A 26,879-nucleotide genomic window follows, 5' to 3' on the forward strand; every position below is an offset into this window, starting at 1 on the left:
GCTGGTGGGCGGCTTGAAATGTTTCGGTTGCAAGGAAGCTTTCATGAGGTGAGGCGGGAGCCGACGCGGTGCAGGGTGCCGTCGGGGTCGACATACGCGAACTCGCGGAGCCCGTAGTCGGTGTCGTGCGGCGGGTGGAAGCGCCCCGGGAGGCCGGTCGCCGTCCACGCGGCGTGCAGGGCGTCGGCGTCCGAGACGTACAGGTAGACGACCCCGCCGGTGCGCGCCGGGTCGTGCTCGTCCCATTCGCTCAGGTGCAGCGAGACCTCGCCGCGGTCGGCGTACCCGTAGCGGGCGGGGCCCGCGTAGGCGCGGACGGCGAAACCGAGCCTGCGGTAGCGATCGAGCGCCGCGTCCAGGTCCCGCACCGGCAGCACGGGCGCCACTCTCTCGAACTTCACCTCGTCGGACACGGGACTCACCGGTGGCCGGCCGCTTGGGCGGCCTGCTCGACCCGCTTGTGGTGGTCCGCCCACCAGGTCTCGTCCGTGCCCGGCAGGTTGGCGTTGTCGCGGCGCAGGCCCGCGGCGCCGTCGATCAGCTCCCGGACGATGTCGGCGTGGCCGGCGTGCCGGTTGGTCTCGGCGGTGACGTGGACGAGGACGCGGTGCAGCGAGACGGCGTCGCGGTCCGGCGGCCACCAGGGGACGCGGCCGAGGCGTCGAGGGGCAGCTCCTCGATCGTGGCGTCCGCGTGCGCCCAGGCGCGGCGGTAGAGGGCGACGATCTCCTCGCGGGACTCCTCGGGGGTGGCCCAGAGGTCGGCGTTCGGCTCGGCGTCCTCCTCGAACCCGGGCGGCTGCTCCGCGGGCGGGCGGCCGAAGGTGTCGCCGAAGTAGCCGTACTCGATGCCGGCCAGGTGCTTGACCAGGCCGAGGAGGTTGGTGCCCGTGGGGGTGAGCGGACGGCGGACGTCGTACTCGGACAGGCCGTCGAGCTTCCACAGGAGGGCGTCGCGCGCGCTCTTGAGGTAGTGGTGGAGGTCTGCTTTGGGGTCCGATGTCGTCATGGCGGCCATTGTGTCAGCGCCTTGATCTGATGTGTTGGTCCTGGGCCGGCGACCCTGCCGGTCGTGTTCAGCCGCCCAGGACGCGGTCGAGCGCGGCGCTGAGCCCGAGTCTGTCCATGAGGGAGGGCTCGTACGCGACCAGCGGCACCACGGACGCCTTGGGCTCGGCGAACAGGGAAGTGGGCGCGGTGCCGGGGGCGCAGGTGACCGGACCGGTGAGCACGGCGTCCAGGAGCTGCCGCAGGCCGATCGCGTCGAGCAGCGCCGCCTGGTGCGCACCGGCGGCCTTGGCCTCCGGCTGCTCGTCGGCGTCCTCCTCGTCGTCGATCTCTGTCTCGTCGTCGGCGTCCAACTCGTCGTAGGCGTCGGTGTCCTCGTCGGTCTCCTCGTCCGTCTCCTCGTCGGTCTCCGCCTGCGCGGTGGGCCAGCAGGCCGGCGGGTCCGCGACCAGCGTTTCGAGCATCGTCGCGATGTCGGGCGAGCCGAGCATGTCGAGGTCGTACCACTGCGTGTCGTCTTCGTCGTCGGTCGTGTCCACCGCGTCGGTCGTGTCCGTGTCGGTCGTGTCCGTGTCGGTCGTGTCCGCGTCGGTCGTGTCCGCCGCGTCGGCGGCGTCCTGCTCGGCCTGGACGCGGCGGCATGCGCGCAGGCCGTCGAGCAGGATCCCGTAGAGCGACGTCCCCGACGGGGCGTGCCACTTCACGAGGGCCCGGACGGGGGCATCGGTCGTCGCCGGCGCCCAGCTCCGGGCCATCGCCACCAGCCGCTCGCGGAGCTCCCCGACGGTCAGGTCGTCCCCGGGCGGCGGGACGTCGACCCTGATGGCGTCCTGACCTCCGCAGTATGTGATGTTGACGGGGAGGCTCCTCGCCGAGGCCGGCTCGGCGGCCGCGAGGAGGCCCGAGGCGGTGGCGAGTGCCAGGATGGCGTGCTTGTACATGATGCTCCCTGCGAGTGCTTATCCGATCATCCGCAGTGATCATTACCCTAAGTGACGTTTGAATTACTTCATGGTTGGATCTAACGCTCTTTACCGCGAGGGCGAAAACGGATGGAGGGGTGCGGTCGCGGGCTGATATACAGCGCTGTCGCATTTCTGAGCGGAAGGAGCCACGCTTGTATCCCCCGATCGAGCCGTACGACCACGGCATGCTGGACGTCGGCGACGGCAACCTCGTCTACTGGGAGGTCTGCGGCAACCCCGAGGGCAAGCCCGCCGTCGTGGTCCACGGCGGCCCCGGCTCCGGCTGCTCGGTCGGCATGCGGCGCACGTTCGACCCGGAGCGTTACCGGATCATCCTGTTCGACCAGCGCAACTGCGGTCGCAGCCGCCCGCACGCCGCCGACCCCGCGACCGACCTGAGCGCCAACACCACCCACCACCTGATCGCCGACATGGAACGGCTGCGCGAGCACCTGGGCGTCGACAAGTGGCTGCTGTACGGCGGCTCGTGGGGCTCGACGCTGACGCTGGCCTACGCCGAGGCGTACCCGGAGCGCGTGTCGGAGATCATCCTGATCTCGGTGACCACCACCCGCCGCTACGAGATCGACTGGCTCTACCGGGGCGCCGGCCGCTTCTTCCCTGAGGCGCTGGAGCGCTTCCGGCAGGGCGTGCCGGAGAGCGAGCGCGGCGGCGACACCTTCGACCTGCTGGCGGCGTACGCGCGGCTGGTCTCCGACCCCGACCCCGAGGTGCGCATGAAGGCCACCCTCGACTGGTGCGCCTGGGAGGACGCGGTCATCTCCGCCGAGCCCCACGGCAAGCGCAACGCCTACAGCGACCGCCCCGACGACGCCAGACTGGCGCTCGTCCGCATCTGCTCGCACTACTTCTCGAACGCCGCCTGGCTGGAGGAGGGCGTGCTGCTGCGCGAGGCGCACCGGCTGGCCGGCATCCCAGGCGTGCTCATCCACGGCCGGCTCGACCTCAGCGGCCCGGCCGACACCGCGTGGGAGCTGGCCCGGGCGTGGCCCGACGCCCGGCTGGTCGTGGTGGAGGACTCCGGTCACACCGGCAGCGAGACGCTGCGCAAGGAGCTGTTCGCCGCCCAGGACGCCTTCGCCTCGCGCCGCTGAAGCGGGCGCCGTTCACCGTTTGCGCCCTGTGCGCGGGCGGGAGGGCGCCTGCGGCGGCAGCACCTCCACCGATGTCTTGCGGATGTGGTCGTAGACCAGCGAGGTGCGTACGTCGGCGATGTTGCGGTGGCGCGACACGTGGTCGAGCACGAAGTCGCGCAGGTGACCGGCGTCGCGCACGCCCACCTGGATGATGAAGTCGTCCCCGCCCGAGACGACGAAGACGGCCAGCGTCTCGGGCAGGGCGGCGACGTAGTCGCGGAAGCCCTCGACGGCCTCGCGGATCTTGGGATGCAGCCGTACGTTGATCAGCGCCTGCACGGGCCGGCCGACGGCGTCCAGGTTGACCTCGGCGTGGAAGCCCTCGATGACCCCGGTGGCGCGCAGCGAGCGCACCCGCTCCAGGCAGGTCGAGGGCGCGATGCCGATGCGCTCGGCCAGCTCGCGGTTGGTCTGGCGGCCGTCGCGCTGCAGCTCGGCGAGTATCGCCGTATCAAGTTCGTCCACCCGCCCATCGTGGCACGGATCGCCGAATATTCTTCGGAAAACCGCTCCCTCGTTTGGTGGAACGACGGCCGGAGTGTGAGCCTGCTGTCGGAACTTCGGAAGGAACGAGAGGGGATCGGAGAATGAGCGTGACGGCCGGCCTGGAGCGCCGCGGCGACCTGCCCACCAGGGAGCTGCCGGTCAAGTGGGTGATCGTCCTGGACCGCGACCTGCCGCGCGGGCTGCAGGCGAACGCCGCCGCCTGCCTGGCCGCCTCCGTGGGCGTCGCGGTGCCGGACATCGTGGGGGAGGGCGGCGTGGACGCGGCCGGGACCGCGCACGCGGGGCTGCCCTGGACGGGCTGCACCGTGCTGGCCGCGCCGTCCGCGATCGTCCGGCGCATCAGGGACGACGCGGCAGCCGAGCCGGACCTCGTCATGGCGGACATGGCGGACCTCGCCCAGCGGGCCTCCGTCTACAACGACTACCTGGCCGCGCTCGCGGACGCCGTGGAGCCGTCGTACTACGCGGTCAGCCTGTTCGGGCCGCGCCAGGTCGTGGAGCGGCTCACCGGGCGGCTGCCGCTCCTGCGCTGAGTCAGGCCGCCAGGAACTCCAGCACCATCGGGCTCGCGACCTCGCGGAACTCCTCGAAGTACGCGTGCCTGGCCCCCTCGATCAGCCGCAGCTCGGCCCCCGGGATGCGCCCGGCCAGCAGCGGCGCGTTGGCCGCCGGGTTGAACACGTCGTCGGCGCCGTGCACGACGAGCGTGGGCGCGGCGATCGCGGGCAGCGCGTCCCAGGCGTCGTGCCCGGCGCTCGCGGCCAGGTGGCGGCGGCGGGCGTGCGCGGGCATGCCGGGATCGCCGGTCGTGTGGTGGGGTCCGGGATGCGCCGCCAGCCAGGCCGGGGTGTACATGAGCTCCAGCAGCGCCCGCTCCGCCGCCGCGCGGTCCGGCTGGGCGAGCGACCTGCGGACCTCGTTGCTCCGCTCGACGCCGTGCGCTCCGCCGGGCGAGCTGCAGCCGAGCACCAGCGCGCCCACCCGTTCCGGATGGTCGGCCGCGAGCCACTGGGCCACCCGGCCGCCCATGGATGTGCCGTACACGTGGGCCCGCCCGATCCCCAGCGCGTCCAGCACGGCCACGACGTCGGTGGCGAAACCCCGGGTCGTGTACGGCTCGTCCGGCTTGTCGCTGTCGCCGGTGCCGCGCCAGTCGAGGGTGATGGTGAGGTGGCCGGCCGCGAAGTCGTCGCGGACCGGATCCCACCAGCGGTGGTCGTTCGCCTGGCCCTGGAGCAGCACGAGCGCCGGCCCGTCGCCCCTGACCTGGTAGGACAGCTTCACTCCGCCGTCGGTCGTCGCATATGGCACGCCTTCGATGGTGCCGCATCCCGGTCTGTGCTCGCACCCCGCCTTCGGAGTGAGCACTCACTCCCTATTGACGGAGTGAGGACTCACTCCGTACTGTCGAAGACATGACGAACGAAACAGGCCGGCGTCGAGCGCCGGCGATGACCCCCGAGCAGCGCCGCGAGATGATCGTCCGCGCTGCGCTCCCCCTCGTTGTGGAGCACGGCACCTCCGTCACCACCGCGCAGGTCGCCCGCGCGGCCGGCATCGGCGAGGGCACCGTCTTCCGCGCGTTCGGCGACAAGGACGCCCTGCTCGACGCCTGCATGGCCGAGGCGCTGCGCCCCGACGACACCCTCGCCCACATCGCGTCCGTCTCGATGGAGCTGCCGCTCGCCGAGCGCCTGATCGAGGCGGCCGAGGCCATGCGCGGCTACCTGGCCAGGATGGGCGCGGTCGCCGGGGCGCTCGCCGCCTCCGGCGGGCTGCGGCGCGGCGACCCGACCGCCCCCGCCGCAGGGGAGGGCGAGAGCCGGGAGGAGCACCTGCGCCGGGGCGTCGACGCCCGGCAGGCCTCGATGGCCGCGCACCAGGAGGTGCTGGCGGGCCTGTTCGAGCCGGAGCGCGACACGCTCAAGCTGCCACCGGACCGGCTCGCCCTCGCGTTCCAGCTCCTGGTCCTGTCGGCTGGCCGCCACCCCGACACGCTCACCACCGCCGAGCTGGTGGACCTGTTCCTGCACGGCGCGCTCACGACCGGCTAGCCCGGCCGAGTCCTGGCGAAAAATGTGGGCGCGGGTGGGGAATGGACGGGGGGTGGGTGTGGTTACATAGATCGTGGCCGGTGTGTCCAGTGTCCCCGGGCCTCACCTATCGCCTTCACGGAATACCGTTCGGCTGGAGCCGTGTTGTGCCTTTCGCCGAGAGGCGACCTGCACACCGGTACACAATCGCGTCGAGCGCCCGCCCTCTCCGGAGGACGGGCGCTCGTCGCGTTCACGGGGTCAGCCGGCGCGGCCCGAGCTGACGTACTTGCGCGGGCGCAGGGCGTGGGCCCGCAGCGCGGCCAGGGCGGCGAGCTGGCCGGGGCGGTCCATGCGCACCACCAGCTCGTCGCTGTAGGCCAGGCCGAGCGCGGTGAGCTGGGCGACCAGGTCGCTCACCGGGCCGGCGACGTTGTCGACGCCCGCGGCCGGATGCCATCCCTCGCCGCCGACCACCTCGGCCACCCGCTCGTGCAGCTTGGCGGGCGACATCAGGGTGCCGTCGGCCAGCAGCATGAGCGCCGCCTCCCTGGCCGACACCTCGAACTCGTGCTCGCCCTTGGCCAGCAGCAGCCGGGTCACCGCCGTCCACATGGCCTCGGGCGAGGCCAGCAGCCGCCGGCCGTGGTCGGTGATGACCAGGCGCGCGCCGTCGCGGCGGATCGCGCCCAGCTCGCGCTCGGCCAGCTCGCGCAGGCGCAGCGCCGCCGGCGACGGGGCGAGCCGCAGCGGCAGCGTGCCCTCCCTCGCGGCCAGCGAGAGCAGCTTGTGCAGCGCGGGCAGCGGCTGCGGCGACACAGGCGCGTGCAGGCGCACCTCGAACGGCTGGGCCAGCTCCCGCCGGGCCGGGCCGCGTCCGAGCACCCAGCGGTTGAGCCGCTCGCCGTGCACCCGGTTGAGCCAGCTGTCTCCGCCCAGGTCGGCCCGCGCCTCGGTGAGCCAGCGGCGGGTGAGCGCGACCCTGTCCATCTCCTCGCCGGCCACGATGGCCAGCTCAAGCGCGGCCGAGCAGGCGAGGTGGGCGCCCAGCTCCTCGGGCCCCATGATCATGCTCCACTGCAGCTCAGGAACGTCGGGCGGGAGCACGCCCGTGGCCTCCAGAGCCTTCTGGTAGGCGCTGGTGCCGGCGTCCTCGCCCTCCCGCGCGTACGTACGCAGGATCTGGGCCGTCGTCGGCGACACGCACAGCGCCGCGTATCGTTCCAAGCCGCCCAGTTGAAGCAGCCGGCCGAGCGAGCGGGCCAGCCGCTCGTGGTCGCCGTCCGCGCGCAGCGGCCCCACCTTGAGCGGCAACGTGTACCAGAGGAACTCGCAGACGTCGAGCTGGGTCACGCTCTCCAGCGGCTCGCCGCCGGTCAGCCATTCGACGGCGGTCCTGGCCTCTTCTGCGATCTCCGGCTCAGAGCGCTCCAACTCGGCGAGGAGGGCGGTGACATCCGGTGCACTCATGCCTCGAAGTTTGCCGTATCGACCCCTGGCCTGACGATGGCCGAATCCGGTGCGTATTGGGTCTTGCACAGTGACTACCCTAAAAAAGCGCTATTGACCGGACTGTAAGCGGATCAGATCCATCGCTTCTCGAACAACATACGGGCCTTCCACTCGGTGTACGGGAGCAGCTCAGCGGACAGAATCGGGTGCAACCACCAGAAGTTGATCAACGCTAGCAGGGCGAAGGCCCCCACGACGGCGGCCCCCACGGTCCGGCGCACCGGCGTCGCGCCGGTGGCGGTCGGCCGGGCGGGGCCGATGAGCAGCCCGGCGCAGAGCGTGATGGCCAGCACCATGAACGGCACCATCGGGATGGCGTAGAACAGGAACATCGTCCGGTTGTCGGCGATGGCGAAGTAGAACCACGGCAGCCAGCCCATCGCGTAGGCCAGCAGCACCGCCCCGGCCCGCCAGTCGCGGCTGGAGACGTAGTACGCGATGAGCGCCACCAGCGCCGCCAGCGCGCCGAACCAGATCACCGGCGTGCCGACACCGAGCACCGCCTCCGAGCAGTCCTTGACGCCGCAGGTGTTCTGCCGACCCTCGTAGTAGAAGGCGACCGGGCGCAGCAGCATCGGCCACGACCACGGCTCCGACATGTAGGGATGCGTGCTCTCCAACCCGCTGTGGAAGGTGAACACCTGCCACTGGTACTTGATCCACGACCGCATCGAGTCGAACAGGAAGAACAGCGGATTGCCGGCCGAGGTGGCCTGCGCCCAGTTGCGCCCGTAGCCGTTGGCCGAGGCGAACCAGCCGAACCAGGTCAGCATGTAGGCCACGAACGGCACCACGGCGAAGGACAGGAACCCCTGCGGCACGTCCTTGTTGAACGCCCCCACGTACGGGCGCCGCAGCCCCACCGCCCGCCGCGCCCCGAAGTCCCACAGCAGCGACAGCACCGCGAACGCGGCCAGGAAGAAGATCCCGGACCACTTGACCGACATCGCGAAGGCCAGGCACACCCCGGCCGCGAGCCGCCACGGCCGGGCGCCGAGCCGCGGCCCGTACGGCGACAGCGGCCCGCTCTCGTACCAGGCGACCAGCCGCTCCCGGGCCTGGTCACGATCGACCACCAGGCAGGCGAACGCGGCGAGCACCCAGAACATGAGGAAGATGTCGAGCAGCGCCGTCCGCGACAGCACGTAGTGCAGGCCGTCCAGCGCCAGCAGCAGCCCCGCGAAGCAGCCGAGCAGCGTCGAGCGGGTCATCCGCCGCGCCACCCGGGCCAGCACCAGGATCGACAGCGTGCCGACCAGCGCCGCGGCGAACCGCCAGCCGAACGGCGTGAGCCCGAACAGCCACTCGCCGAAGCCGATCATCCACTTGCCGAGCGGCGGGTGCACGACGTAGGAGGCGCACTTGTCGAGCGCGTCGGGGGCGCAGCTCTCCCAGATGTCGGTTCTGCCGGCCAGGATCGCCTTGTCGGCGTCCTTGACCGCGACCCGCTCGACCCCCCAGGTGATGAGCGAGAAGGCGTCCTTCATGTAATAGGTCTCGTCGAACACCACGGCCTTGGGATGCGCGAGGTCCCAGAAACGCAGGATGCCGCCGAAGAGAGTGATCAGCAGCGGGCCGATCCATCCCCACATGACGCTGCCGCGCATGGGAGGGATCATCCGATCGCGCACGGACCGCGTCGCGGGAAGGCTCTCGCCGGCCTCCCGCTCGTCGGAGGCCTGATACGGGGAATCGGTCACCGCCATTCGGACATCGTACGGGGCCCAAGCCGGTAGGTACGTAGAAACACGGTCTAATACGGATGCCCTGCCACAATGGTCGAGTGACTGAAGAAGGCAGGCTGGTGCTGGCGGGCGCTCCCATCGGCCGGGCGGGCGACGTCTCGCCCCGGCTGCGTGACCTGCTCGGCGAGGCCGACGTCGTGGCGGCCGAGGACACCCGGCGGCTGCGCCGGCTGGCGGCCGAGCTGGAGGTGGAGATCACCGGCCGGGTGGTCTCCTACTACGACCAGAACGAGGCCGGCCGGGCCCAGGAGCTGCTGGAGAGCCTGAAGGAGGGCCGCACGGTCGTCGTCATCACCGACGCCGGCATGCCCGGGGTGTCCGACCCCGGCTACCGCCTGACCAGGCTCGCCGTCGAGGCCGGCATCACGGTCACCGCGCTGCCGGGGCCGAGCGCCGTCACGACCGCCCTGGCCGTGTCCGGGCTGCCCAGCGACCGGTTCTGCTTCGAGGGCTTCCCGCCGCGCAAGACCGGCGAACGCTCCCGCCGCCTCGGCGCGCTGGCCCGCGAGGAGCGCACGATGGTCTTCTTCGAGGCGCCGCACCGGCTGGCGGAGTCGCTGAAGGCGATGGCGGAGGCGTTCGGCGCCGACCGGCCGGCCGCCGTGTGCCGCGAGCTGACCAAGACCTACGAGGAGGTCCGCCGCGGCGGGCTCGGCGAGCTGGCCGAGTGGGCGGACGGCGGCGTGAAGGGCGAGATCACCGTCGTGGTGGCCGGGTACGTGCCGGGCGCGGTCGAGCCCGACCCGGACGAGCTGGTCGCGGAGGTCGAGCGCAGGGTCGCCGAGGGCGCGCAGCGCAAGCTCGCCGTCGCCGAGGTCGCGAAGGAGGCGGGCGTCCAGAAGCGCGAGCTGTATGACCTGGTTCACAAGCGCCTATAGTGCGCTTCGTGAGCAATTGGGGTGTCTCGCGGCAACGGTTGGTCCCGCCGATGCAGGGCTCCCCGCTCGTGGGATGGCTCGCCCCGCTCCTCGTCGCCGTCTTCGGCGGCGTGCTCCGCTTCACCCGGCTCGGCGCGCCCCACGCCGTCGTCTTCGACGAGACCTACTACATGAAGGACGCGTACTCGCTGCTCAGGTTCGGCGTCGAGCGGACCACGCTGGGGGACGCCAAGAACCCCGTCGCCGACCGCAGGATCATCGCGGGAAACCTCGACATCTTCCGCCAGTGCGGCGAGCCTGCCGACTGCGCCTCGTTCGTCGCCCACCCGCCGCTCGGCAAGTGGATGATCGCCGCCGGCGAGTGGCTGTTCGGGGTGAACCCCTTCGGCTGGCGGTTCGCCGCGGCGCTGGTCGGCACGCTGTCGATCCTGGTGCTCGCCAGGGTCGCGCGCCGGATGACCCGCTCCACCCTGCTCGGCTGCCTCGCCGGGCTGCTGCTCGCGCTCGACGGCCTGCACCTGGTCTTCTCCCGTACGGCGCTGCTGGACATCTTCCTCACCTTCTGGGTGCTGGCCGGGTTCGCCTGCCTGGTCGTGGACCGTGACCGTACGCGGGGGCTGCTGGCCGGCCACGCCGAGCGCGGGCCGCTCGGCGAGCTCGGCCCCCGGCTCGGCGCGCGGCCGTGGCGGCTCGCGGCCGGCGCCTGCCTGGGCGCGGCCTGCGCCGTCAAGTGGTCGGGGATCTTCTTCCTCGTCGCCTTCGCGGTGCTGTCGCTCGTGTGGGACGCCGGGGCCAGGCGGGTGACAGGGGCGCGGCGGGCCTACCGGGGGACGCTGACGTACGACCTGCCGGGCGGGGTGGCCGCGATGGGGCTGCTGCCCGCCGTGGTGTTCCTGGCGAGCTGGACCGGGTGGTTCGCGTCACCGCTCGGCTGGGGGCGGGACTGGGAGGGGGCCACCTCGTCGGGGCCGATCCACTTCGTCGTCGCCTCGTTACGGTCCTGGTTCGGCTACCAGACCCAGGTGCTCGGCTTCCACAGCGGGCTGGACGACTATCACCCGTACATGTCGGAGCCGTGGTCGTGGCCGCTGCTGTTACGCCCGGTCTCGTTCCACTACCCGTCCGGCCTGCCGCCGTCGGCCTGCGGCGCGAGCGCCTGCTCGCAGGCCGTGCTCGGCGTCGGCACCCCAGCCCTCTGGTACGGCGCCGTCCTCGCCGTCCTCGCCCTGATCGTCAGGTATGCCGCGATCCGCGACTGGCGGGCCGGCGCCGTGCTGCTCGCCGTGGCGGCCGGCTGGCTGCCGTGGTTCTACTACGCCATCGCCGACGACCGCACGATGTACCTGTTCTACCTGCTGCCCGTGGTGCCGTTCATGGTGCTGGCGGCCACGCTGGCCGCGGGGCTCGTGCTCGGCAGGGAGGACGCCCCGCCCGCGCGGCGGGCCGTCGGGGCCGCCGTCGCCGGGGCGTTCGCGCTCGTCGTGCTCATCAACTTCTGGTGGCTCCAGCCGGTGCTGACCGCCGAGACGATCACACACGCAGAGTGGTGGGCTCGGATGCTGATGCGCTCCTGGGTGACCTCCGCCCCCAAGTGACGCCCTTGCGCAGCGTGATCGCCGCCGCGACGCAGGCCAGCGGGACGGCCGGCAGCACGTAGCGGTAGTCGAACTCCGCCGTCGCCGCCGGGGCCAGCAGCAGGCCCACCGCGCCCAGCCACGGCAGCACCACCGGGCCGCCGAACGTGCGCCAGCGCACCACCACGCCGTACAGGCCGACCAGCAGGACGCCGCCGAGCACGATACCGGGCAGGTAGAACACCTTCTGGTAGCCGGCCATGATGTCGGCCCACGGGTGCGTGATCCTGGTCTCCGGCGGGCCCTGCTCGTAGCTGAAGGCGTCGGTGTCGGTGCGCCCGCCCGCGTACGACGACCACTTCGGCAGCCGCTTCGGCTGGCCGTTCTCGTCGAGCTCGACGTACGGCTTGAACTGGTACATGTTGTAGGTCGACTCGTCGGGGAAACGCGGGCGCGACCAGTGGAAGGAGCGGAAGAAGTCCCTCGCCACGACCTTGAGGTAGTCACCCGGCTGCGACAGGATCGCCCGGGTGGCGAACGCGCTGGCCGCGTCGTTGGTGATCTCGCTCCACTTCTTTTGGACGCCCCAGCGGTGCAGGACCTCGCCGGTGCCCTGGCCGTCGCCGTTGCCCTGGCCCCAGAGGTACCACTGCGCGTAGTCCTTGCGCTCGTTGACCGGGTCGTTGATGCACAGCAGCAGGAGCTGGACCTCTTTGTACTTGTCGAAGCTCATCTTCTCGCAGTCGGCGAAGATCGCCGTGCGCATGTAGAGGATGAGGCCGTCGCTGTTGGTCATCGCGAACTTGCCGTACGCCGAGGCGAACCACCCCATGTACGCCAGCACCGGGATCGCGCACGCGGTGACCAGCGCCGTGATCGGCCGCCAGCCCGTCCGCTTGACCAGCAGGTAGAGCACGACCAGCGCCAGGATCGGCAGCCCGATCGAGCGCGTCAGCCAGGTCAGCGCGAGCAGGAACCCGATCACCGCCCCGGCCTGCCACGTCAGCCGCCGCTTCCACAGCACCAGCGTGATGACGCCCACCACGAGCAGCGTGAACTGCGTGTCGGACATCACGAGCTGTTCGAGCTGGATCTGGTAGGCGTCGAACAGCACGGGCGCGGCGGCCAGCGTCGCGCCCCACTTCGGCAGCCGGAACTTGATCCGCAGCAGGGCGTAGATCAGGCAGGCCGTGGCCAGCCCCATCAGGTGCTGCGCGAACGTCACCAGCGCGAAGCTGTGGAACGGCTTGAGCAGCATCAGCCAGAAGCTGTAGCCGTCGGGCCTGATCGGGTGCGGGCGCGGGTGCAGCGCCACCGAGACGTACTCGTAGGAGTCGTTGAACCACATGGCCGGCCCGTAGCCGAGCATGGTGATGAGCCGCAGCACGGCGCCGACGCCGAAAGCCGCGGCGAACACCCGATGCCGGCGCACGAAGGACAGCAGGCGCGCTGCCCGGCCTGGAGCGGAGTGGTCCACAGGAGTAATCTCCGCGACGCTCACCATGCTGTAAAGAATGCCAGTCGTTTCTCGGTCTTGACCCGAGCATCCTCGGGCAGAGTGCATGATGGTCCACTGGATGAGTCTTATCTTGAAGGGTAGACACGTGGAACTGACGGTGGTCATGCCCTGCCTCAACGAGGCGGAGACCGTGGAAGTCTGTGTGCGCAAAGCCCTGGCGTGCATGGAGGAGCACGGCATCGAGGGCGAGGTGCTGATCGCCGACAACGGCAGCACGGACGGTTCGCAACAGCTTGCCCGCGATGCCGGCGCGAGGGTGGTGCACGTCGACGCCAAGGGTTATGGCAACGCCCTCATGGGCGGCATCAGGGCAGCTCGCGGCAAATTCGTCATCATGGGCGACGCTGACGACTCCTACGACTTCACGGCCCTGTTGCCGTTCGTGGAGCAGCTCCGTGACGGCGCCGATCTGGTCATGGGCAACCGGTTCAAGGGGGGCATCGCCCCGGGAGCCATGCCGCCGCTCCACCGCTACCTGGGCAACCCGGTGCTGTCGTTCATCGGGCGGCTGTTCTTCCCGTCCGCCATCGGCGACTTCCACTGCGGCCTGCGCGGCTTCCGCCGCGACTCGATCCTGAAGCTGCACCTGCAGACGGGCGGCATGGAGTTCGCCTCCGAGATGGTGGTGCGCGCCACGCTGTCGGGGCTCGACGTGCGCGAGGTGCCGACGACGCTCTCGCCCGACGGCCGCTCCCGCCCGCCGCACCTGCGCTCCTGGCGCGACGGCTGGCGCCACCTGCGCTTCCTGCTGCTCTACAGCCCCAAGTGGCTGTTCTTCTACCCCGGCGTCGCGATGATGATCATCGGCCTGGTGGCGGGCACGCTGCTCACCTTCGGGCCTGTCGAGATCGGCGAGCTGGCCTTCGACGTCGACACCCTGGTCGGATCGTCGGCGCTGGTGGTCATCGGCTTCCAGGCGGCGCTGTTCGCGCTGTTCACGAAGGTCTACGCGGCCGAGGAGGGCTTCCTGCCCGAGTCGCCACGCATCCGCAGGATCATCGACATCGTGACCCTGGAGAAGGGCCTCGTGGTCGGCGGCCTGCTGGCGCTCGCCGGCGTGGTCGGCCTGGTCATGTCGCTGGTCCACTGGCAGGTGCGCAGCTTCGGCGAGCTCGACCCGCGCGAGTCGCTGCGCCTGGTGGTGCCGTCCGCCACCGCGTTGATCATGAGCTTCCAGACGATCTTCGCCGCGCTGTTCGTCAGCATCCTCGGCATCCGCCGCACCCGCGAGACGCCCGTCGACCACGTCGCCGCCGTCGCTGAGGAGGCTGCCCAGGCCGTCACCCGCGAGGAAAGCCCGGCCTAGTTTTTCTTTGCCGTACGACGCGCCGGGGCGGGCCGCTCCGGCGCGTCGCGCCGTAACGGGGGAACGGGTCCGAGCCGGACGGGGATCGCCGTAGGCTTAGGAACATGTCCCAGCACATCTTGACCGCCGTCGCGTGGCCCTACGCGAACGGCCCCCGCCACATCGGGCACGTCTCCGGGTTCGGCGTGCCGTCCGACGTCTTCAGCCGCTACCAGCGGATGGCGGGCAACAAGGTGCTGATGGTGTCAGGCACCGACGAGCACGGCACGCCCATCCAGGTGCAGGCCGACAAGGAAGGCGTCACCGCCAGGGAGCTGGCCGACCGCTACAACCGCGTCATCGCCGAAGACCTGACCGGCCTCGGCCTGTCCTACGACCTGTTCACCAGGACCACCACGAAGAACCACTACGCGATCACGCAGGAGATCTTCAAGGGCCTGCACGCCAACGGCTACATCTTCCCGAAGACCACGATGGGCGCCATCTCGCCCTCGACCGGCCGCACCCTGCCCGACCGCTACATCGAGGGCACCTGCCCCATCTGCGGCTACGACGGGGCCCGCGGCGACCAGTGCGACAACTGCGGCAACCAGCTCGACCCGATCCAGCTCATCAACCCCAAGAGCCGCATCAACGGCGAGACGCCCGCGTTCGTCGAGACCGAGCACTTCATGCTCGACCTGCCCGCCTTCGCCGAGGTGCTCGGCGGCTACCTGCAGTCCAAGCAGGGCGAGTGGCGGCCCAACGTGCTGAAGTTCGCCCTCAACCTGCTCGGCGACCTGCAGCCGCGGGCGATCAGCCGCGACCTCGACTGGGGCGTGCCGATCCCGCTGGACGGCTGGCGCGACCAGCCCAACAAGCGCCTCTACGTGTGGTTCGACGCGGTGATCGGCTATCTGTCGGCCTCCGTCGAGTGGGCCCGCCGCTCCGGCGACCCCGACGCCTGGCGCCAGTGGTGGCAGAACCCCGACGCCCGCGGCTACTACTTCATGGGCAAGGACAACATCGTCTTCCATGCCGAGATCTGGCCGGCGATGCTGTTCGGCTACAACGGCCAGGGCGCCCGCGGCGGCCGGCCGGGCGCGCTGGGCGCGCTCGACGTGCCGTCCGAGGTGGTCTCCAGCGAGTTCCTGACGATGGAGGGCCGCAAGTTCTCCTCCTCCCGGCAGATCGTCATCTACGTGCGCGACTTCCTCGCGCGCTACGACGCCGACGCGCTGCGCTACTACATCGCCGTGGCCGGCCCGGAGAACCAGGACACCGACTTCACCTGGCAGGAGTTCGTCAACCGCAACAACGGCGAGCTGGTCGCGGCCTGGGGCAACCTGGTCAACCGGTCCATCTCGATGGCGGCCAAAAACTTCGGCGCCGTCCCCGAGGCGGGCGAGCTGACCGACGCCGACCGGGCGCTGCTGGAGCGCTCGCGCAACGCGTTCGCGCCGGTGGGTCAGGAGCTCGGCAGGTCCCGCTTCAAGAACGCCATCACCGAGGCGTTCGACGTCGTCCGCGAGGCCAACCGCTACCTCGCCGAGCAGGAGCCGTGGAAGCTCAAGGACGACCCGGAGCGGCAGAAGTCGATCCTGCACGTCGCGCTCCAGGTCGTCGACGACGCCAAGACCATGCTCACGCCGTTCCTGCCCTCCTCCTCCAACAAGGTCCACGCCATGCTGGGCGGCGAGGGCGTCTGGTCCGGCATGCCGGAGATCCGCGAGGTCGACGAGGACGGCGGCCAGTCTTACCCGATCATCACCGGCGACTACGACGGCGCGGCCCGCTGGGAGCACCGCCCGATCAAGCCGGGCACGCCGCTCACCGCGCCGGTTCCGCTGTTCAAGAAGCTCGACCCCAAGGTCGTGGAGGAGGAGCTGGCCCGGCTGGAGGGGTGACCTCGCGGGCGCACTAGTTTAGGAGGCGTGAGCAAGCTTCCCGCCCCGCCCGAGCCGCTGCCGGAGCCCGTCTTCGACAGCCACTGCCATCTCGACGTCATGGTGGGCAACCGGCAGGCGTCCTCCGGAGATCCCGTCGCCCAGGCCGCGCAGGCGGCCTCGGCGAGCGTGCGGAGCATCCTGGAGGACGCCCGGTCGGTCGGCGTCACCCGGCTCGTCACGATCGGCTACGACCTCGACTCCTCCCGCTGGTGCGCCCAGGCGGCCGCCGAGCACGAGGACGTGGTCGCGGGCGTCGCCATCCACCCCAACGAGGCGCACGCCGCGACGCCCGAGGCGCTGGCCGAGATCGAGGCGCTGGCCGGGCGGCCCGAGGTGCGGGCCGTGGGGGAGACCGGGCTCGACTACTTCCGCGACTGGGCGAGCAAGGACGACCAGCACGCGAGCTTCCGCGCGCACATCGAGATCGCCAAGCGCACCGGCAAGGCCCTGGTGATCCACGATCGCGACGCGCACGACGACGTGCTCAGGGTGCTGGCGGAGGAGGGCGCGCCGGACAAGGTGGTGTTCCACAGCTACTCCGGTGACGCCGAGATGGCGAAAAAGTGCGCCGACGCCGGATATTTCATGTCATTTTCCGGGCCGGTGACGTACAAGAACGCCGACCACCTGCGCGCGGCCGCCGCGGCCGCGCCGCTGGAGCTGGTGCTGGTCGAGACCGACGCGCCCTACCTGCCGCCGGTCCCGCACCGGGGCAAGCCCAACGCCCCCTACCTCATCCCGCTCACCCTCCGCTGCCTGGCCGAGGTCAAGGGAGTCCAGCTCGCCGACCTCTGCGCGGCGATCAACGCCAACGGAGTCAAGGTCTTCGGCGACTGGTGACCATTTTTCGGTGAAGAGGTAGAGGCGAGCGCGGTGCCGCGGTTAACGTTCGGGCGGTCACTCTCCGTCATCGGAGGTGGCGTGTGACCGGAGGTGGTACGTGCGTGGCAGAAGGCGTAAGCCGCGCCCGCCGATCCCGTGGCGCTCCCCCTGGACGCTCGTGGTGTGCCTGGCGGGCGGCGCGGTGGTGGCGGCGATCGTCGTCACCTCGGCCATGGCCAAGGACGTGGTCGTGGTCGTGGACGGCAAGCGGACGGCGGTGCGGAGCTTCGCCGCCTCGGTACGTGACGCGCTCGGCGACGCCGGCGTGGCGCTCGGCTACGGCGACGTGGTGCGCCCGCCCGCCCAGCAGCCGCTCGCCGACGGGGCCACGATCGAGGTGCGCCGCGCCCGCCCCATCACCCTGACACTCGACGGCCGCACCAGCGAGCACCTGGTCACCAGCACCGACGTGGCCGGCGCCCTCGCCGAGCTGGCCATCCCCGCCGCCGCCGGCCGGGTCTCCGCGCCCCCCGACGAGGCCGTGCCGCTGTCCGGGATGGCGCTGACCGTCTACACCCGGCGCAAGGTGTACGTCGTCGCCGGGGCAACCCGCCTGGCCGCCCGCACCACCGCCAGGACCGTGCGCGAGGTGCTGCGGCAGGAGCGCGTCGGCCTCGGCCGCGGCTACCTGGTGGAGCCGCCGCTCACCAGCTTCCCCAAGGACGGGACGGTCATCACGGTCAGGCCGCCGCGTACCGATCCGGTCGATCCGGCGGTCGCCGCGCTCAACTGGCGGGCGCTGGCGGAGTGCGTGTCGAAGAGCGATCCGCGGGCGTACAACGCGGAAGGGCCCTACTACGGGATGTACCAGTTCAGCGTGCCGATGTGGAAGGCCGTCGGCGGGCCGGGGCTGCCGTCGGACTGGCCGGAGGAGGAGCAGACGTACCGGGCGCAACTGCTCTACCAGCAGGTGGCGGGGCGCTGGCAGGGCCAGTGGCCGAGCTGCGGCGCCCGCCTCTTCGCCCGCCCCTGACCCTGTCATCCGGCGACGGACACCCCGAACTGGGCGCCTTTGGGCGGTCTCACCGTCTCCAGGCTCTCGGCGTTGCGCCCGGCCACCGCCACCTGCCCGGCCGGCCGCGCGTCCGGCTGCCCCACGAACAGCTTGTTGCCGCTGAACGTCACCGACCAGCCGAACAGCCCCTCGGCCTCCGCCAGCCTGCGGTCCTCGGCGGCGTCGCGCCACGAGACGACGCGTACGCCGCCCCCGTACGGGGCGCCGATGGCCAGCCTGCCGTCGGCCGAGGCCGCCAGCGCCAAGCCGAACCCGTCCTTGCCGCCCTGCTTGACCGTCCTGATGACCTTTTTGGCCGGGTTGAGCAGCTGCACGCTGCCGGCGCCCGGCGAGCTGATCGCGTACCCGGAGCCCTCGGAGTAGGCGACCGCGTAGCCGTAGCGGTCGCCGCTGCGGGCGGTGGGGGAGTCGAGCTTGAGGCTGGTGAGCTTCGCCGCGAACACGTCGTCGAGGAACACCGCCGCACCCGAATTGATCTTGCCGGCCTCGACCTGGCGGCCCGCGCCGTCGTCGTTCTCGTACGGCACGCCGACGAGCAGCGCGTTCTTCGGCCCCCAGGCCATCGACCAGCCGAACTGGTCGCCGATCTCGCTGTTGCCGCGTACGTCCACGCTCTCCTGGCTGATCCTGCGCAGCTCTCCCTCGCCCTTGCGCACGTGGACGGCGCCGGCGTCGGTGAACTGCTCGTCGTCCTCGTACGGCGCGCCGATCGCCAGCAGGTCGCCCCGCGCCGCCAGCGACCAGCCGAAGTGCGCGGACCGCTGCGGCTGCGCCGCCGTCAGGCGCACCGGCGCGCGGGTGCCGCCACCGTAGATCACGTACACCGCCCCCGCGTCCTGCTCGCCGCCCACGTCCGCGTACGGCGCCCCGACGACCAGGTCGGCGCAGGGGTCGCCGTCCACGTTCGCCAGCCGTACCGACCAGCCGAACCCGTCGCCCGTCGCCAGGCCGGGAACGCGCACCGGCACCACCTTGCCGCCCGACACCACCTGCACCGCGCCCTTGTCGTCGTCGGCGAACGGATCGCCCACCGCCACGTCGTCCACACCGTCGCCGTCGAAGTCGGCGGGCGTGACGCAGGCCGCCGCCCGCGCCGCCACCGGCATCACCGTCGTACCCACGACCAGCAGCAGCGCCACGGGCATGCCCCCGAGTCTCACAACGCCACCTCGATCTGCTTGCCGTTCTCCAGCATCGTCGCCGTCAGCTTGACCGGCCTGCGGTACGTCGCCAGGTCGAACACGAACGCGCTGTCCACCCGCGCGCCCGGCAGGATCGCCGGGGGCAGCGTGACGGCGGCCGGGTCGTGCTCGCCGCCGCGGTCGTCGACCAGCGTGACCACCGGCTGGACCAGCGTCCTGCGCTCGCCGCCCGGGTTGAGCATCGTCCAGCGGATCACGCAGAGCTGGCCCTGGGTGGCGACCTTGCCCTCGTACTCCTTCAGCCCGCACCGAGGCGCGGACGAGATGATCGCGATCGGGTCGTCGAGCTCGCCGCCCAGCGGGAACCTACGGCCCACGTCGTTCGGTGGAGAGCTGGTGGTCGCGGTTTGCGACGGGCCGCCGCCAGCGGTCGAGGTGCCGGGGCCGCGGCCGGACGTCACGATCAGCACCCCCACCGTGACCACGATGGCCAGCACGGCCGCCGCGGCGGCGATCAGCCAGCGGGTGCCCGCGGTACGGTCGCCGCCGAGGGTGTCGGGCTCGTTCGGCAGCGGCTCGGGGGAGACGGCGGTGCGCCGGTCGCCCGGCTGGGTGTCGGCGGCGCGCTGCTCGGAATGCGCCATTCGCTGCAACTGCTCCCGCGCGGGCACCCCCCCAAGGCCCCACGCCTCACCCGCCCGCCCGGACGGCCGGCCGCTCCGGTCCTGAACCGGACGCCCGGCCGAGTCCTGGCGGGTCCGGCCTAAGGACTCGTGGGGGGTGGGGCCGGGGGGATCGGTGGCCGAGATCGTGGCTGCCGTGCCGGTCGGCGGAATCCCCGGCCCGTCGCCCTCGCCACTGTCCCCTTCGGGCCCCTGCTCGCCGCTCTTGCGCTTGAACAGGCCGCGTACACGTCCGGGACCAGCGCCACCGTCCTGCTGCCCGTCGCCCTGGGGGGTGGGCCAGCGGGCCAGCTCTTCCTTGGCCGCCAGCTCCTCCCTCCGAGCCAACTCCTCGAACGCCGCCTGCCCCCGCCCGGAGGACCCGGGAGATGCGCCGGACGGCGAGGATTGCCCGGCGTCGGATAAGCGGCCTGCCCCTGCCCCTGCACCGGTCGGCCCCCGTTGTGCGGCGTCCCCCGGCGGCGGCGTCGTGAATGTGGCCGTGATGTCCGGCTCGTCCACCACGTTCCTCGGCGGCTGCCAGTCGTTGAGCATCTCGGTGGCGACCAGCGTCGGCGGGTTGATCGACGGTGCCGGTGTGTTCCCGCCGACCAGCGCGATCAGCAGGTCCTGCGCGGTGGGGCGTGCCGCCGGCTCCATCGAGGTGGCCAGGCGTACGAGCTCGTTGAGCGGAGCGGGCAGCGCGCCCAGGTCCGGCGGCGTGTTGAGCACGCGGTGGGCCATCGTGATGGGGTCGCCACGCCCGAACGGGTGCCGTCCGTTGCCCGCGTACGCGATGAGACAGCCCCAGGCGAAGATGTCGACGGCCGGGCTGATCGCCTCCCCGCGCACCTGCTCGGGGGCCCACCACCCGGGGCTGCCCAGCAGCTCGCCCGACATCGTGAACCCGGTCTCCCGGTCGAGCGCCCGCGCGATCCCGAAGTCGATCACACGGGGCCCGGACAGGGAGAGGATGACGTTGGCCGGCTTGAGGTCGCGGTGCACCAGCCCGGCCACGTGGATCGCGGCCAGCGCCGCCGCCACGCCGAGGCCGACGCCGTGTAACGGCCCCGGGTCCAGTGCCCCGAACTTGGCGATCTGCTCGGAGAGCGGGGTGCCCGCGATGTACTCGGTGACCATGAAGGGACGGCCGTCGCCGGTGTTGCCGTTGTCCAGCACCTGAGCGGTGCAGAACGACGCCACGCGCCGCGCGTTCTCCACCTCCGCGTGGAACCGCGCCGCGAACCCCTCCTGGTTGGCGAACTCCGCCTTCACGATCTTGAGCGCGACGAAGCGGCCGGTGGGCGCGCGGGCGAGGAAGACGGTCCCCATGCCGCCTTCGCCGAGTCGCCCCAGCAGGCGGTACGGGCCGATCTCCCGCAGGTCTGTCGGACGGAGCGGCGCGGCGCCCGTTGGCTCCATGAGGGACGTCCCTTCCTGTTCCACGCCATCCTCTCCTTTGGTCTCCCCATCCGCCATCTCCAGTTCTTCGATGCGGGAGACTGGTTGGATGATGAGCCTGTTGGGCCCTGCAGAAATACGTAATTTGGCGGACAAGCTAAATCTTCGTCCGACGAAAAAGCTCGGCCAGAACTTCGTGATCGACGCGGGGACCGTCCGCCGGATCGTCCGGGTGGCCGAGCTCTCGGCCGACGACGTGGTCATCGAGGTCGGCCCCGGGCTCGGCTCGCTCACCCTGGCCCTGCTGCCGTCGGCCGCGCATGTGGTGGCCGTCGAGATCGACCCGGTGCTCGCGACCCAGCTCCCCGTCACGGTCGCCGAACGCGGTCTGGCCGACAGCCTCACGGTCGTCAACGCCGACGCGATGAAGATCACGCCCGCCGACCTCGGCGGCCACGTACCGACGGCTCTGGTGGCGAACCTGCCGTACAACGTGGCCGTCCCCGTCGTCCTCCACCTCCTGGAGGCCCTCCCGTCCCTGCGCAAGGGGCTGGTCATGGTGCAGTCCGAGGTCGCCGACCGCCTCGCCGCCGGTCCCGGCTCCAAGGTGTACGGTGTGCCGTCGGTCAAGGCCGCCTGGTACGCCGACGTACGGCGGGCCGGCCCGGTCGGCCGCACCGTCTTCTGGCCCGTCCCCAACGTCGACAGCGGCCTGGTCTCCCTCGCCCGCCGCGAGCCGCCGACCACGAAGGCCACCCGCGAGCAGGTCTTCGCCGTCGTGGACGCCGCCTTCGCCCAGCGCCGCAAGACCCTGCGCGCCGCCCTGGCCTCCTGGGCGGGCAGCGCCCCCGAGGCGGAGAACATCCTGCGCGCGGCCGGCGTGGACCCGTCTGCACGCGGCGAACAACTCGACATCACCGCCTTCACCCGCATCGCCGAACTCAAGCCCTAACCCACCTCGCACGACCCACCCACTCCGACGCCACCCGCGCCGTTGGATCCCGCGCGTTTGAATCCCACGCAGTTGGACCCTGAGCCGTCGCCCCCGGCTCCGACGCCACCCGCGCGGACGCCACCCGCGCCGTCGGCCCCTGCGCCGTCGGCCCCTGTGCCACCGGACCTCGTGGCGTCGGCCCCTGCGCCATCGGCTCGTGCGTTGGACCTCGCGCCGCTGGGTCCCGTGCCCTTGGAATCCCCATGCCGTTGGGGCCCCGGCCCGTGCGGCCAGGAGCCCTGCCCGTGCGGCCGGGCGTCGGCCGACTCAGGCAAAGCCGTCGCAGCATCTGTCCATGCATCGGCCAGCCGCCGGGCGCCGACCTGCCCGCGCAGACCTGACGTGCGCCGGCTTGCTCGCCGCAAAGCTGCCCGGGTGCTGACCTGCGCTTCAACCAACCGGCGCGCTCGCTAGGCCTCCGCCCCCCGAGCTCGCCAGGCCTTCGCCCCCCGAGCTCGCCAGGCCTTCGCCCCCCGAGCTCGCCAGGCCTTCGCCCCCCGAGGTGCTGAGCCTCCGCCCGGCAAGATCGCCAGGCCGACGCCGCCTGCCGTTCCCTGTCCACAGGCATCCACCCCACCCACCCCTCATCCACAGAATCCCGTTCGGCCCCTCGGCCACCCACCATTCCGCAGGACCCTGGCCTCACCTCGTTCGCGTTCTCGTTCTCGTTCACGACCACGGAGGCCCGGATGTCCCGAATGTTCCGAATGACCCGCATCAGCACCGCAGCGTCTCCCGCCGCCACCTCACCCGCCGCCCCTGATGCCCGCGCGGCCGCTCCCCGCCCCCTGGCCTGTACCGCCGCCCTGGCCTGCGCCCTCTTCACCGCCACCGCCACCGCCACCACAGCCCTGGCCGCCGCCACCGAAGCCACCGCGACCACGACCATGGCGGCGGCGACGGCGGCCGAAGCTACCCGCCCCACCAAGAAACGCCTCACCAGAAAGAAAGCCATCAAGAGGAAACTCACGAGAGGCCAGATCGCCGCCTCCGCGGCCCTGGCCCAACTCGGCGTCTCCTTCTCCTGGGGCGGCGGCTCGGCGAAGGGCCCCACTCTCGGCATCGGCAGAGGCGCAGCGACCCGCGGCTTCGACTGCAGCGGCCTCACCCTCTACGCCTGGTCGAGAGCCGGTGTGCGATTGGGCCACTACACCGGGGCCCAGTTCCGCCAGGGCCGCAGGATCAGCCGCACCGCCCGCCGCGCCGGCGACCTCCTTTTCTTCGGCGGTGGCCGAGCCGACCCCACGCACGTGGCCCTCTACCTGGGCGGCGGCTTGATGGTCCACGCCCCCAAGACCGGCGACGTGGTCCGCACGACGAGCTTCGCCAAGTCCTCCTACTACCGCGCCGTCTACCGAGGCGCCGTACGCCCGGGATGACCGGCGACGGCAGCCACCACCCCGCCGACCAGCTCCGCCAGCACTTCCCGATCCACGTCCGGCTCGTCTCCAAGGTCGCCGGCCTCATATTCCATGAGCCCGAGCCCGGCCACCTCGAACCGACCGCCGATCGCCGTCACCAACGAAAGCAGCCGCTCAGGATGCATGCCACCAGGTGTAGGACACCCCACGCTCCGGAAGACCTCCGGGTCGAGCACGTCGAGGTCGATGTGCACGTACACGGCGGCGTCCGGACCGCCCGCCGCCTCGATCGCCGCGAGAAGAGCCTCCGCCGTCTCCGTCGCCGCCATCGTCACCCACCGGATTCCGGCTTGCGTCACGAAGGCCGCCTCCGGCGGGTCGAGATCCCGCACCCCGGCCAGCACGATCCGCCGCGGCTCCAGCGGCTGCTCGGCCGCCAACCCTTCCGGCCCCTCGCCCGTGAGCGCCCGCAGCACCATCCCGTGATAGGCGCCCGACGGCGACGACTCCGGTGTGTTCAGGTCGCCGTGGGCGTCGAACCACACCACCACCAGTCGATCGCCGTACCGCCTGCGCGCCGCCGACACAGGCTCCAACTCCACCCCGCAGTCCCCGCCTACGACGACGACCAACACCCCATCGCCGACCCCCTCAACCGCAGCCCGCACCCGAGCCGCCACAACCCCCAAACTCCCGTCCCCGACCGCTGCCCGCACCCATGCCGCCGCCGCGGCAGGACCGCCGTCCTCGACCGCTGCCCGCATCTGTGCCGCTGTCGCGGCAGGACTGTCGTCTTCGCCCGCTGCCTGCGCCCGTGTCGCTGTCGTGACAGGATCGCTGTCCTCGGTCGTTGGCGGCAGCCGAGCTGCCGCGAGGCCCGAGCTCCCGTCCTCGACCGCTACCCGGACCCTGTGCGGGGCCTCGCCCACCACGCGCACCGTCGCCGTGTTGACCAGGTCGGCGACGACCCGCGCCCCTTCGCGCAGCCGCTCCGCCGTACGCGACCCAGACCCCCGCCACTGCGGCACTTCGACAACCGCAACCTTCCGCAACATCGCTACAAACCGCCCTTAGGCTCGCGAGACCACACGTCTGCCATCACCCGTCGTAACTGCACAGCATGGGGGCAAATGGTCACCAACCTGACCCTACGTGCCGAGGATCCGGCCGTTCCGGGGCTCATCTTTCGAGAACCGCATGTCAGGGCTCCGGGCACCGATAACATCGAGTGTCCTTGACCCCGGCAAGCGATGAGAGTGGCAGAAGATCGATGAGTTCGGTGACCGTACGTGTGCCCGCGAAGGTCAACGTGCAGCTTTCTGTCGGCCCGCTCAGGGATGATGGCTACCACGACCTGGTCAACGTCTTCCACGCCGTGTCGATCTTCGACGAGGTGGTGGCCAAGGAGTCCGAGTCCATCACCGTGTCGGTCAACGGCAAGTGGGCCGACCAGGTGCCGGTGGACGACAGCAACCTGGCGATCCGCGCTGCCCGCGCCCTCGCCAAGCACGCGGGACGCACCTACGGCGCAGACCTGATCATCAACAAGGACATCCCGGTGGCGGGCGGCATGGCGGGCGGCAGCGCCGACGCCGCCGGCGCCCTGGTGGCCTGCAACGAGCTCTGGGGGCTTGGCCTGCCGTTCGACGATCTGATGGAGATCGCCGGGGATCTCGGCAGCGACGTCCCGTTCTCCCTGCTCGGCGGCACCGCCGTCGGCACCGGCAGGGGTGAGCAGTTGAGCGAGCTGCCGACGGGCGGCACGTTCCACTGGGTCTTCGCGCTCGCCGACGGCGGCCTCTCCACCGCCAGCGTGTACGCCGAATGCGACCGGCTCCGGGCCGCCGAGGCGGCGGAGGTGCCCTGGCCGCAGCTCAACGACTCCCTCCTGGAGGCCCTGGGCACCGGCGACGCCTACTCCCTCGGCTCCCACCTCAGCAACGACCTCCAGCCCGCCGCGCTCAACCTGCGTCCGGAGCTCGCTCCTACGCTGGAGGCCGGTCGCCAGCACGGCGCGCTGGGCGCCATCGTCTCCGGCTCCGGCCCTACCTGCGCGTTCCTCGCCATCGACGCCCTCCACGCCCGCGACTTGGCCGGCAGCCTCACGGCCACGGGCGCCGCGCACACCGCCGTCGCGGCCCACGGCCCCGTCCACGGCGCGACCCTGGTCTGATCCCGCAATTCCGCCACCCCGCCTCCCGGCGTTGGAACGGTCGATGCGCCGCTGCGGGCCCGCCGGGGTGATCGCAGGGCCGCTCGATGTCCGTCGCAGAAGAGATCTCTTCGCCGCCCCGCGCGGCGGTAGATGCGGACGGCAACCAAGCCGATCAGCGTGATGGCCAGGCCGACATAGTCCCGACCTGGCCATCAAGGTGGGCTCCGCTGTGGTGGGTTCCGCCAGGGTGGGTTCCGCTGTGGTGGGTTCCACCAGGGCGGGTTCCACCGGGATGGGTTCCGCCGGGGTGGGTTCCGCCGGGGTGGGTTCCGCCGGGGTGGGTTCCGCCGGGGTGGGTTCCGCCGGGACGGGTTCCGCCAGGGTGGGTTCCACCGGGACGGGTTCCACCGGGATGGGTTCCACCGGGATGGGTTCAACCGGGATGGGTTCAACCGGGATGGGTTCCACAGGGCAGGTTACACAGAGCGGGTTCCGCAGGGCGGGTTTCGCAGGGCAGGTTCCGCAGGGCAGGTTCCGCAGGGCAGGTTCCGCAGGGCGGGCTCCACGCTGGCGGGTTGTGAGCGGCATCCCTGTGGACGCGAGCCCGCGTGAGGGAACATTCTGGTCGGCCACGTCCGGCAGCTGATCCACCGCCTGATCCGGAAGCACGACACCGGAGTCTCACAGGTACCGACACGGCGACGTGCCCCAGCTCCCATGGTGACCTCCACCTCTCCAGCGGAGCAGGCGCGGCCGTCGTCTCCACCGACCCCGCGGAAGCCGCGTCGTACGTGATGCGCCAGGTCGGCGTCCAGCGAGGCGGCCTTGAGCGCCGTGCCGGAAGCTGTCCTGGCTTGCCGTGCTCGGGGTCGGGAGCGGCGCTCAGGCCGGTGCGCAGGTCGACCGTGATCCTGTCATCGGCCGTCCGCCTCCTCCAGCGCGAGATCCCGGGTTCCCTTGAGCTGAGAAGGTGCACCCCGTACACGCAGAAGCGCGGGGGCTTGAGGGGACGACGGGACTCGGTCGTCCTGGCGGTGTGCTGCCGACTGCCGGAGCAGCCAGACGCGGACGGCGAAGTCGCCGTGCTGTCGGCCCTCAGGGCGTTGGCCGTTCCTTCCGCGCCTCGCCGAGTGAGC

At 71.5% G+C, this 26,879-nt stretch carries 22 protein-coding genes and 1 pseudogene; 12 read left to right on the plus strand and 11 right to left on the minus strand.

Annotation, left to right across the window (positions count from 1 at the left end):
* Positions 1–41: 41 nt before the first annotated feature.
* The 3 genes and pseudogenes from SMD20_RS35525 to SMD20_RS35535 all read right to left on the minus strand — a co-directional run bounded on the left by SMD20_RS35525 (position 42) and on the right by SMD20_RS35535 (position 1,948).
* Positions 42–413, minus strand: coding sequence for a bleomycin resistance protein (locus SMD20_RS35525; protein ID WP_329589685.1), 372 nt, complete (start codon positions 411–413; stop codon positions 42–44).
* 5 nt (positions 414–418) lie between these two features.
* Positions 419–1,017: pseudogene (locus SMD20_RS35530) on the minus strand (DinB family protein).
* Positions 1,018–1,075: 58 nt separating this feature from the next.
* The gene (locus SMD20_RS35535; protein WP_329589687.1) at positions 1,076–1,948 is read right to left on the minus strand and encodes a hypothetical protein; all 873 of its coding nucleotides are present in this window, start codon (positions 1,946–1,948) and stop codon (positions 1,076–1,078) included.
* Between the two features lie 176 nt (positions 1,949–2,124).
* On the opposite strand from SMD20_RS35535, the gene pip reads away from it, so the two are divergent.
* A complete protein-coding gene (gene pip, locus SMD20_RS35540) occupies positions 2,125–3,087 on the plus strand; it encodes a prolyl aminopeptidase (RefSeq protein ID WP_329589689.1) in 963 nt (320 codons plus the stop codon).
* Between the two features lie 12 nt (positions 3,088–3,099).
* On the opposite strand, the gene SMD20_RS35545 is transcribed toward pip, so the two are convergent.
* Positions 3,100–3,594, minus strand: coding sequence for an Lrp/AsnC family transcriptional regulator (locus SMD20_RS35545; protein ID WP_329589691.1), 495 nt, complete (start codon positions 3,592–3,594; stop codon positions 3,100–3,102).
* A gap of 122 nt (positions 3,595–3,716) precedes the next feature.
* Here SMD20_RS35545 and SMD20_RS35550 point away from each other — a divergent pair, with 122 nt between their 5' ends.
* Positions 3,717–4,169 (plus strand): DUF2000 domain-containing protein, encoded by a 453-nt coding sequence (locus SMD20_RS35550; RefSeq protein WP_329589693.1) that lies wholly within the window; start codon positions 3,717–3,719, stop codon positions 4,167–4,169.
* A 1-nt stretch (position 4,170) separates the two neighbouring features.
* On the opposite strand, the gene SMD20_RS35555 is transcribed toward SMD20_RS35550, so the two are convergent.
* Positions 4,171–4,947: an alpha/beta fold hydrolase gene (locus SMD20_RS35555; RefSeq protein ID WP_329589695.1), complete on the minus strand. Its 777-nt coding sequence runs from the start codon at positions 4,945–4,947 to the stop codon at positions 4,171–4,173.
* Positions 4,948–5,051: 104 nt separating this feature from the next.
* Here SMD20_RS35555 and SMD20_RS35560 point away from each other — a divergent pair, with 104 nt between their 5' ends.
* Positions 5,052–5,690 carry a TetR/AcrR family transcriptional regulator gene (locus SMD20_RS35560; RefSeq protein ID WP_329589697.1) on the plus strand — a complete coding sequence of 213 codons (639 nt, stop codon included), beginning with the start codon at positions 5,052–5,054 and terminating at the stop codon, positions 5,688–5,690.
* 240 nt (positions 5,691–5,930) lie between these two features.
* On the opposite strand, the gene SMD20_RS35565 is transcribed toward SMD20_RS35560, so the two are convergent.
* Both SMD20_RS35565 and SMD20_RS35570 read right to left on the minus strand, forming a co-directional pair.
* Positions 5,931–7,139 (minus strand): hypothetical protein, encoded by a 1,209-nt coding sequence (locus tag SMD20_RS35565; protein ID WP_329589699.1) that lies wholly within the window; start codon positions 7,137–7,139, stop codon positions 5,931–5,933.
* A 113-nt stretch (positions 7,140–7,252) separates the two neighbouring features.
* The gene (locus tag SMD20_RS35570; protein ID WP_329589700.1) at positions 7,253–8,887 is read right to left on the minus strand and encodes a dolichyl-phosphate-mannose--protein mannosyltransferase; all 1,635 of its coding nucleotides are present in this window, start codon (positions 8,885–8,887) and stop codon (positions 7,253–7,255) included.
* A 77-nt stretch (positions 8,888–8,964) separates the two neighbouring features.
* Between SMD20_RS35570 and rsmI the strand changes: the two genes are divergently transcribed.
* Positions 8,965–9,804: a 16S rRNA (cytidine(1402)-2'-O)-methyltransferase gene (rsmI, locus tag SMD20_RS35575; protein WP_329589702.1), complete on the plus strand. Its 840-nt coding sequence runs from the start codon at positions 8,965–8,967 to the stop codon at positions 9,802–9,804.
* Between the two features lie 50 nt (positions 9,805–9,854).
* Positions 9,855–11,399, plus strand: coding sequence for a dolichyl-phosphate-mannose--protein mannosyltransferase (locus tag SMD20_RS35580; RefSeq protein ID WP_442942623.1), 1,545 nt, complete (start codon positions 9,855–9,857; stop codon positions 11,397–11,399).
* Here SMD20_RS35580 and SMD20_RS35585 read toward each other — a convergent pair.
* Positions 11,335–12,882: a hypothetical protein gene (locus SMD20_RS35585; protein WP_329589705.1), complete on the minus strand. Its 1,548-nt coding sequence runs from the start codon at positions 12,880–12,882 to the stop codon at positions 11,335–11,337. The genes SMD20_RS35580 and SMD20_RS35585 overlap by 65 nt on opposite strands.
* A 100-nt stretch (positions 12,883–12,982) precedes the next feature.
* Here SMD20_RS35585 and SMD20_RS35590 point away from each other — a divergent pair, with 100 nt between their 5' ends.
* The 4 genes from SMD20_RS35590 (at position 12,983) to SMD20_RS35605 (ending at position 17,986) form a co-directional block, all read left to right on the plus strand.
* Positions 12,983–14,203 carry a glycosyltransferase family 2 protein gene (locus tag SMD20_RS35590; RefSeq protein WP_329589707.1) on the plus strand — a complete coding sequence of 407 codons (1,221 nt, stop codon included), beginning with the start codon at positions 12,983–12,985 and terminating at the stop codon, positions 14,201–14,203.
* Between the two features lie 104 nt (positions 14,204–14,307).
* Positions 14,308–16,089 (plus strand): methionine--tRNA ligase, encoded by a 1,782-nt coding sequence (metG, locus tag SMD20_RS35595; protein ID WP_329589709.1) that lies wholly within the window; start codon positions 14,308–14,310, stop codon positions 16,087–16,089.
* Positions 16,090–16,116: 27 nt separating this feature from the next.
* Positions 16,117–16,971: a TatD family hydrolase gene (locus tag SMD20_RS35600; RefSeq protein WP_329589711.1), complete on the plus strand. Its 855-nt coding sequence runs from the start codon at positions 16,117–16,119 to the stop codon at positions 16,969–16,971.
* 100 nt (positions 16,972–17,071) lie between these two features.
* Positions 17,072–17,986, plus strand: coding sequence for a resuscitation-promoting factor (locus tag SMD20_RS35605; RefSeq protein ID WP_329589713.1), 915 nt, complete (start codon positions 17,072–17,074; stop codon positions 17,984–17,986).
* Between the two features lie 5 nt (positions 17,987–17,991).
* Here SMD20_RS35605 and SMD20_RS35610 read toward each other — a convergent pair whose 3' ends face one another.
* Both SMD20_RS35610 and SMD20_RS35615 read right to left on the minus strand, forming a co-directional pair.
* The gene (locus tag SMD20_RS35610; protein ID WP_329589715.1) at positions 17,992–19,173 is read right to left on the minus strand and encodes a hypothetical protein; all 1,182 of its coding nucleotides are present in this window, start codon (positions 19,171–19,173) and stop codon (positions 17,992–17,994) included.
* Between the two features lie 11 nt (positions 19,174–19,184).
* Entirely contained in the window at positions 19,185–21,278 is a 2,094-nt protein-coding gene (locus SMD20_RS35615) for a serine/threonine-protein kinase (RefSeq protein WP_329589717.1), read from the minus strand.
* 67 nt (positions 21,279–21,345) lie between these two features.
* On the opposite strand from SMD20_RS35615, the gene rsmA reads away from it, so the two are divergent.
* Positions 21,346–22,185, plus strand: a complete 840-nt coding sequence (gene rsmA, locus SMD20_RS35620; protein WP_442942624.1) for a 16S rRNA (adenine(1518)-N(6)/adenine(1519)-N(6))-dimethyltransferase RsmA — start codon at positions 21,346–21,348, stop codon at positions 22,183–22,185.
* A 749-nt stretch (positions 22,186–22,934) separates the two neighbouring features.
* Positions 22,935–23,606, plus strand: a complete 672-nt coding sequence (locus SMD20_RS35625) for an NlpC/P60 family protein (protein ID WP_329589721.1) — start codon at positions 22,935–22,937, stop codon at positions 23,604–23,606.
* Here SMD20_RS35625 and SMD20_RS35630 read toward each other — a convergent pair.
* Entirely contained in the window at positions 23,579–24,643 is a 1,065-nt protein-coding gene (locus tag SMD20_RS35630) for an arginase family protein (RefSeq protein ID WP_329589722.1), read from the minus strand. The genes SMD20_RS35625 and SMD20_RS35630 overlap by 28 nt on opposite strands.
* Before the next feature lie 215 nt (positions 24,644–24,858).
* On the opposite strand from SMD20_RS35630, the gene SMD20_RS35635 reads away from it, so the two are divergent.
* Positions 24,859–25,761 carry a 4-(cytidine 5'-diphospho)-2-C-methyl-D-erythritol kinase gene (locus SMD20_RS35635; protein WP_329589724.1) on the plus strand — a complete coding sequence of 301 codons (903 nt, stop codon included), beginning with the start codon at positions 24,859–24,861 and terminating at the stop codon, positions 25,759–25,761.
* Positions 25,762–26,879: the final 1,118 nt, after the last annotated feature.

Origin of the sequence: Nonomuraea sp. LP-02 (assembly GCF_036289125.1) — a bacterium.
In the GTDB taxonomy this organism is placed as follows: Bacteria; Actinomycetota; Actinomycetes; order Streptosporangiales; family Streptosporangiaceae; genus Nonomuraea; species Nonomuraea bangladeshensis.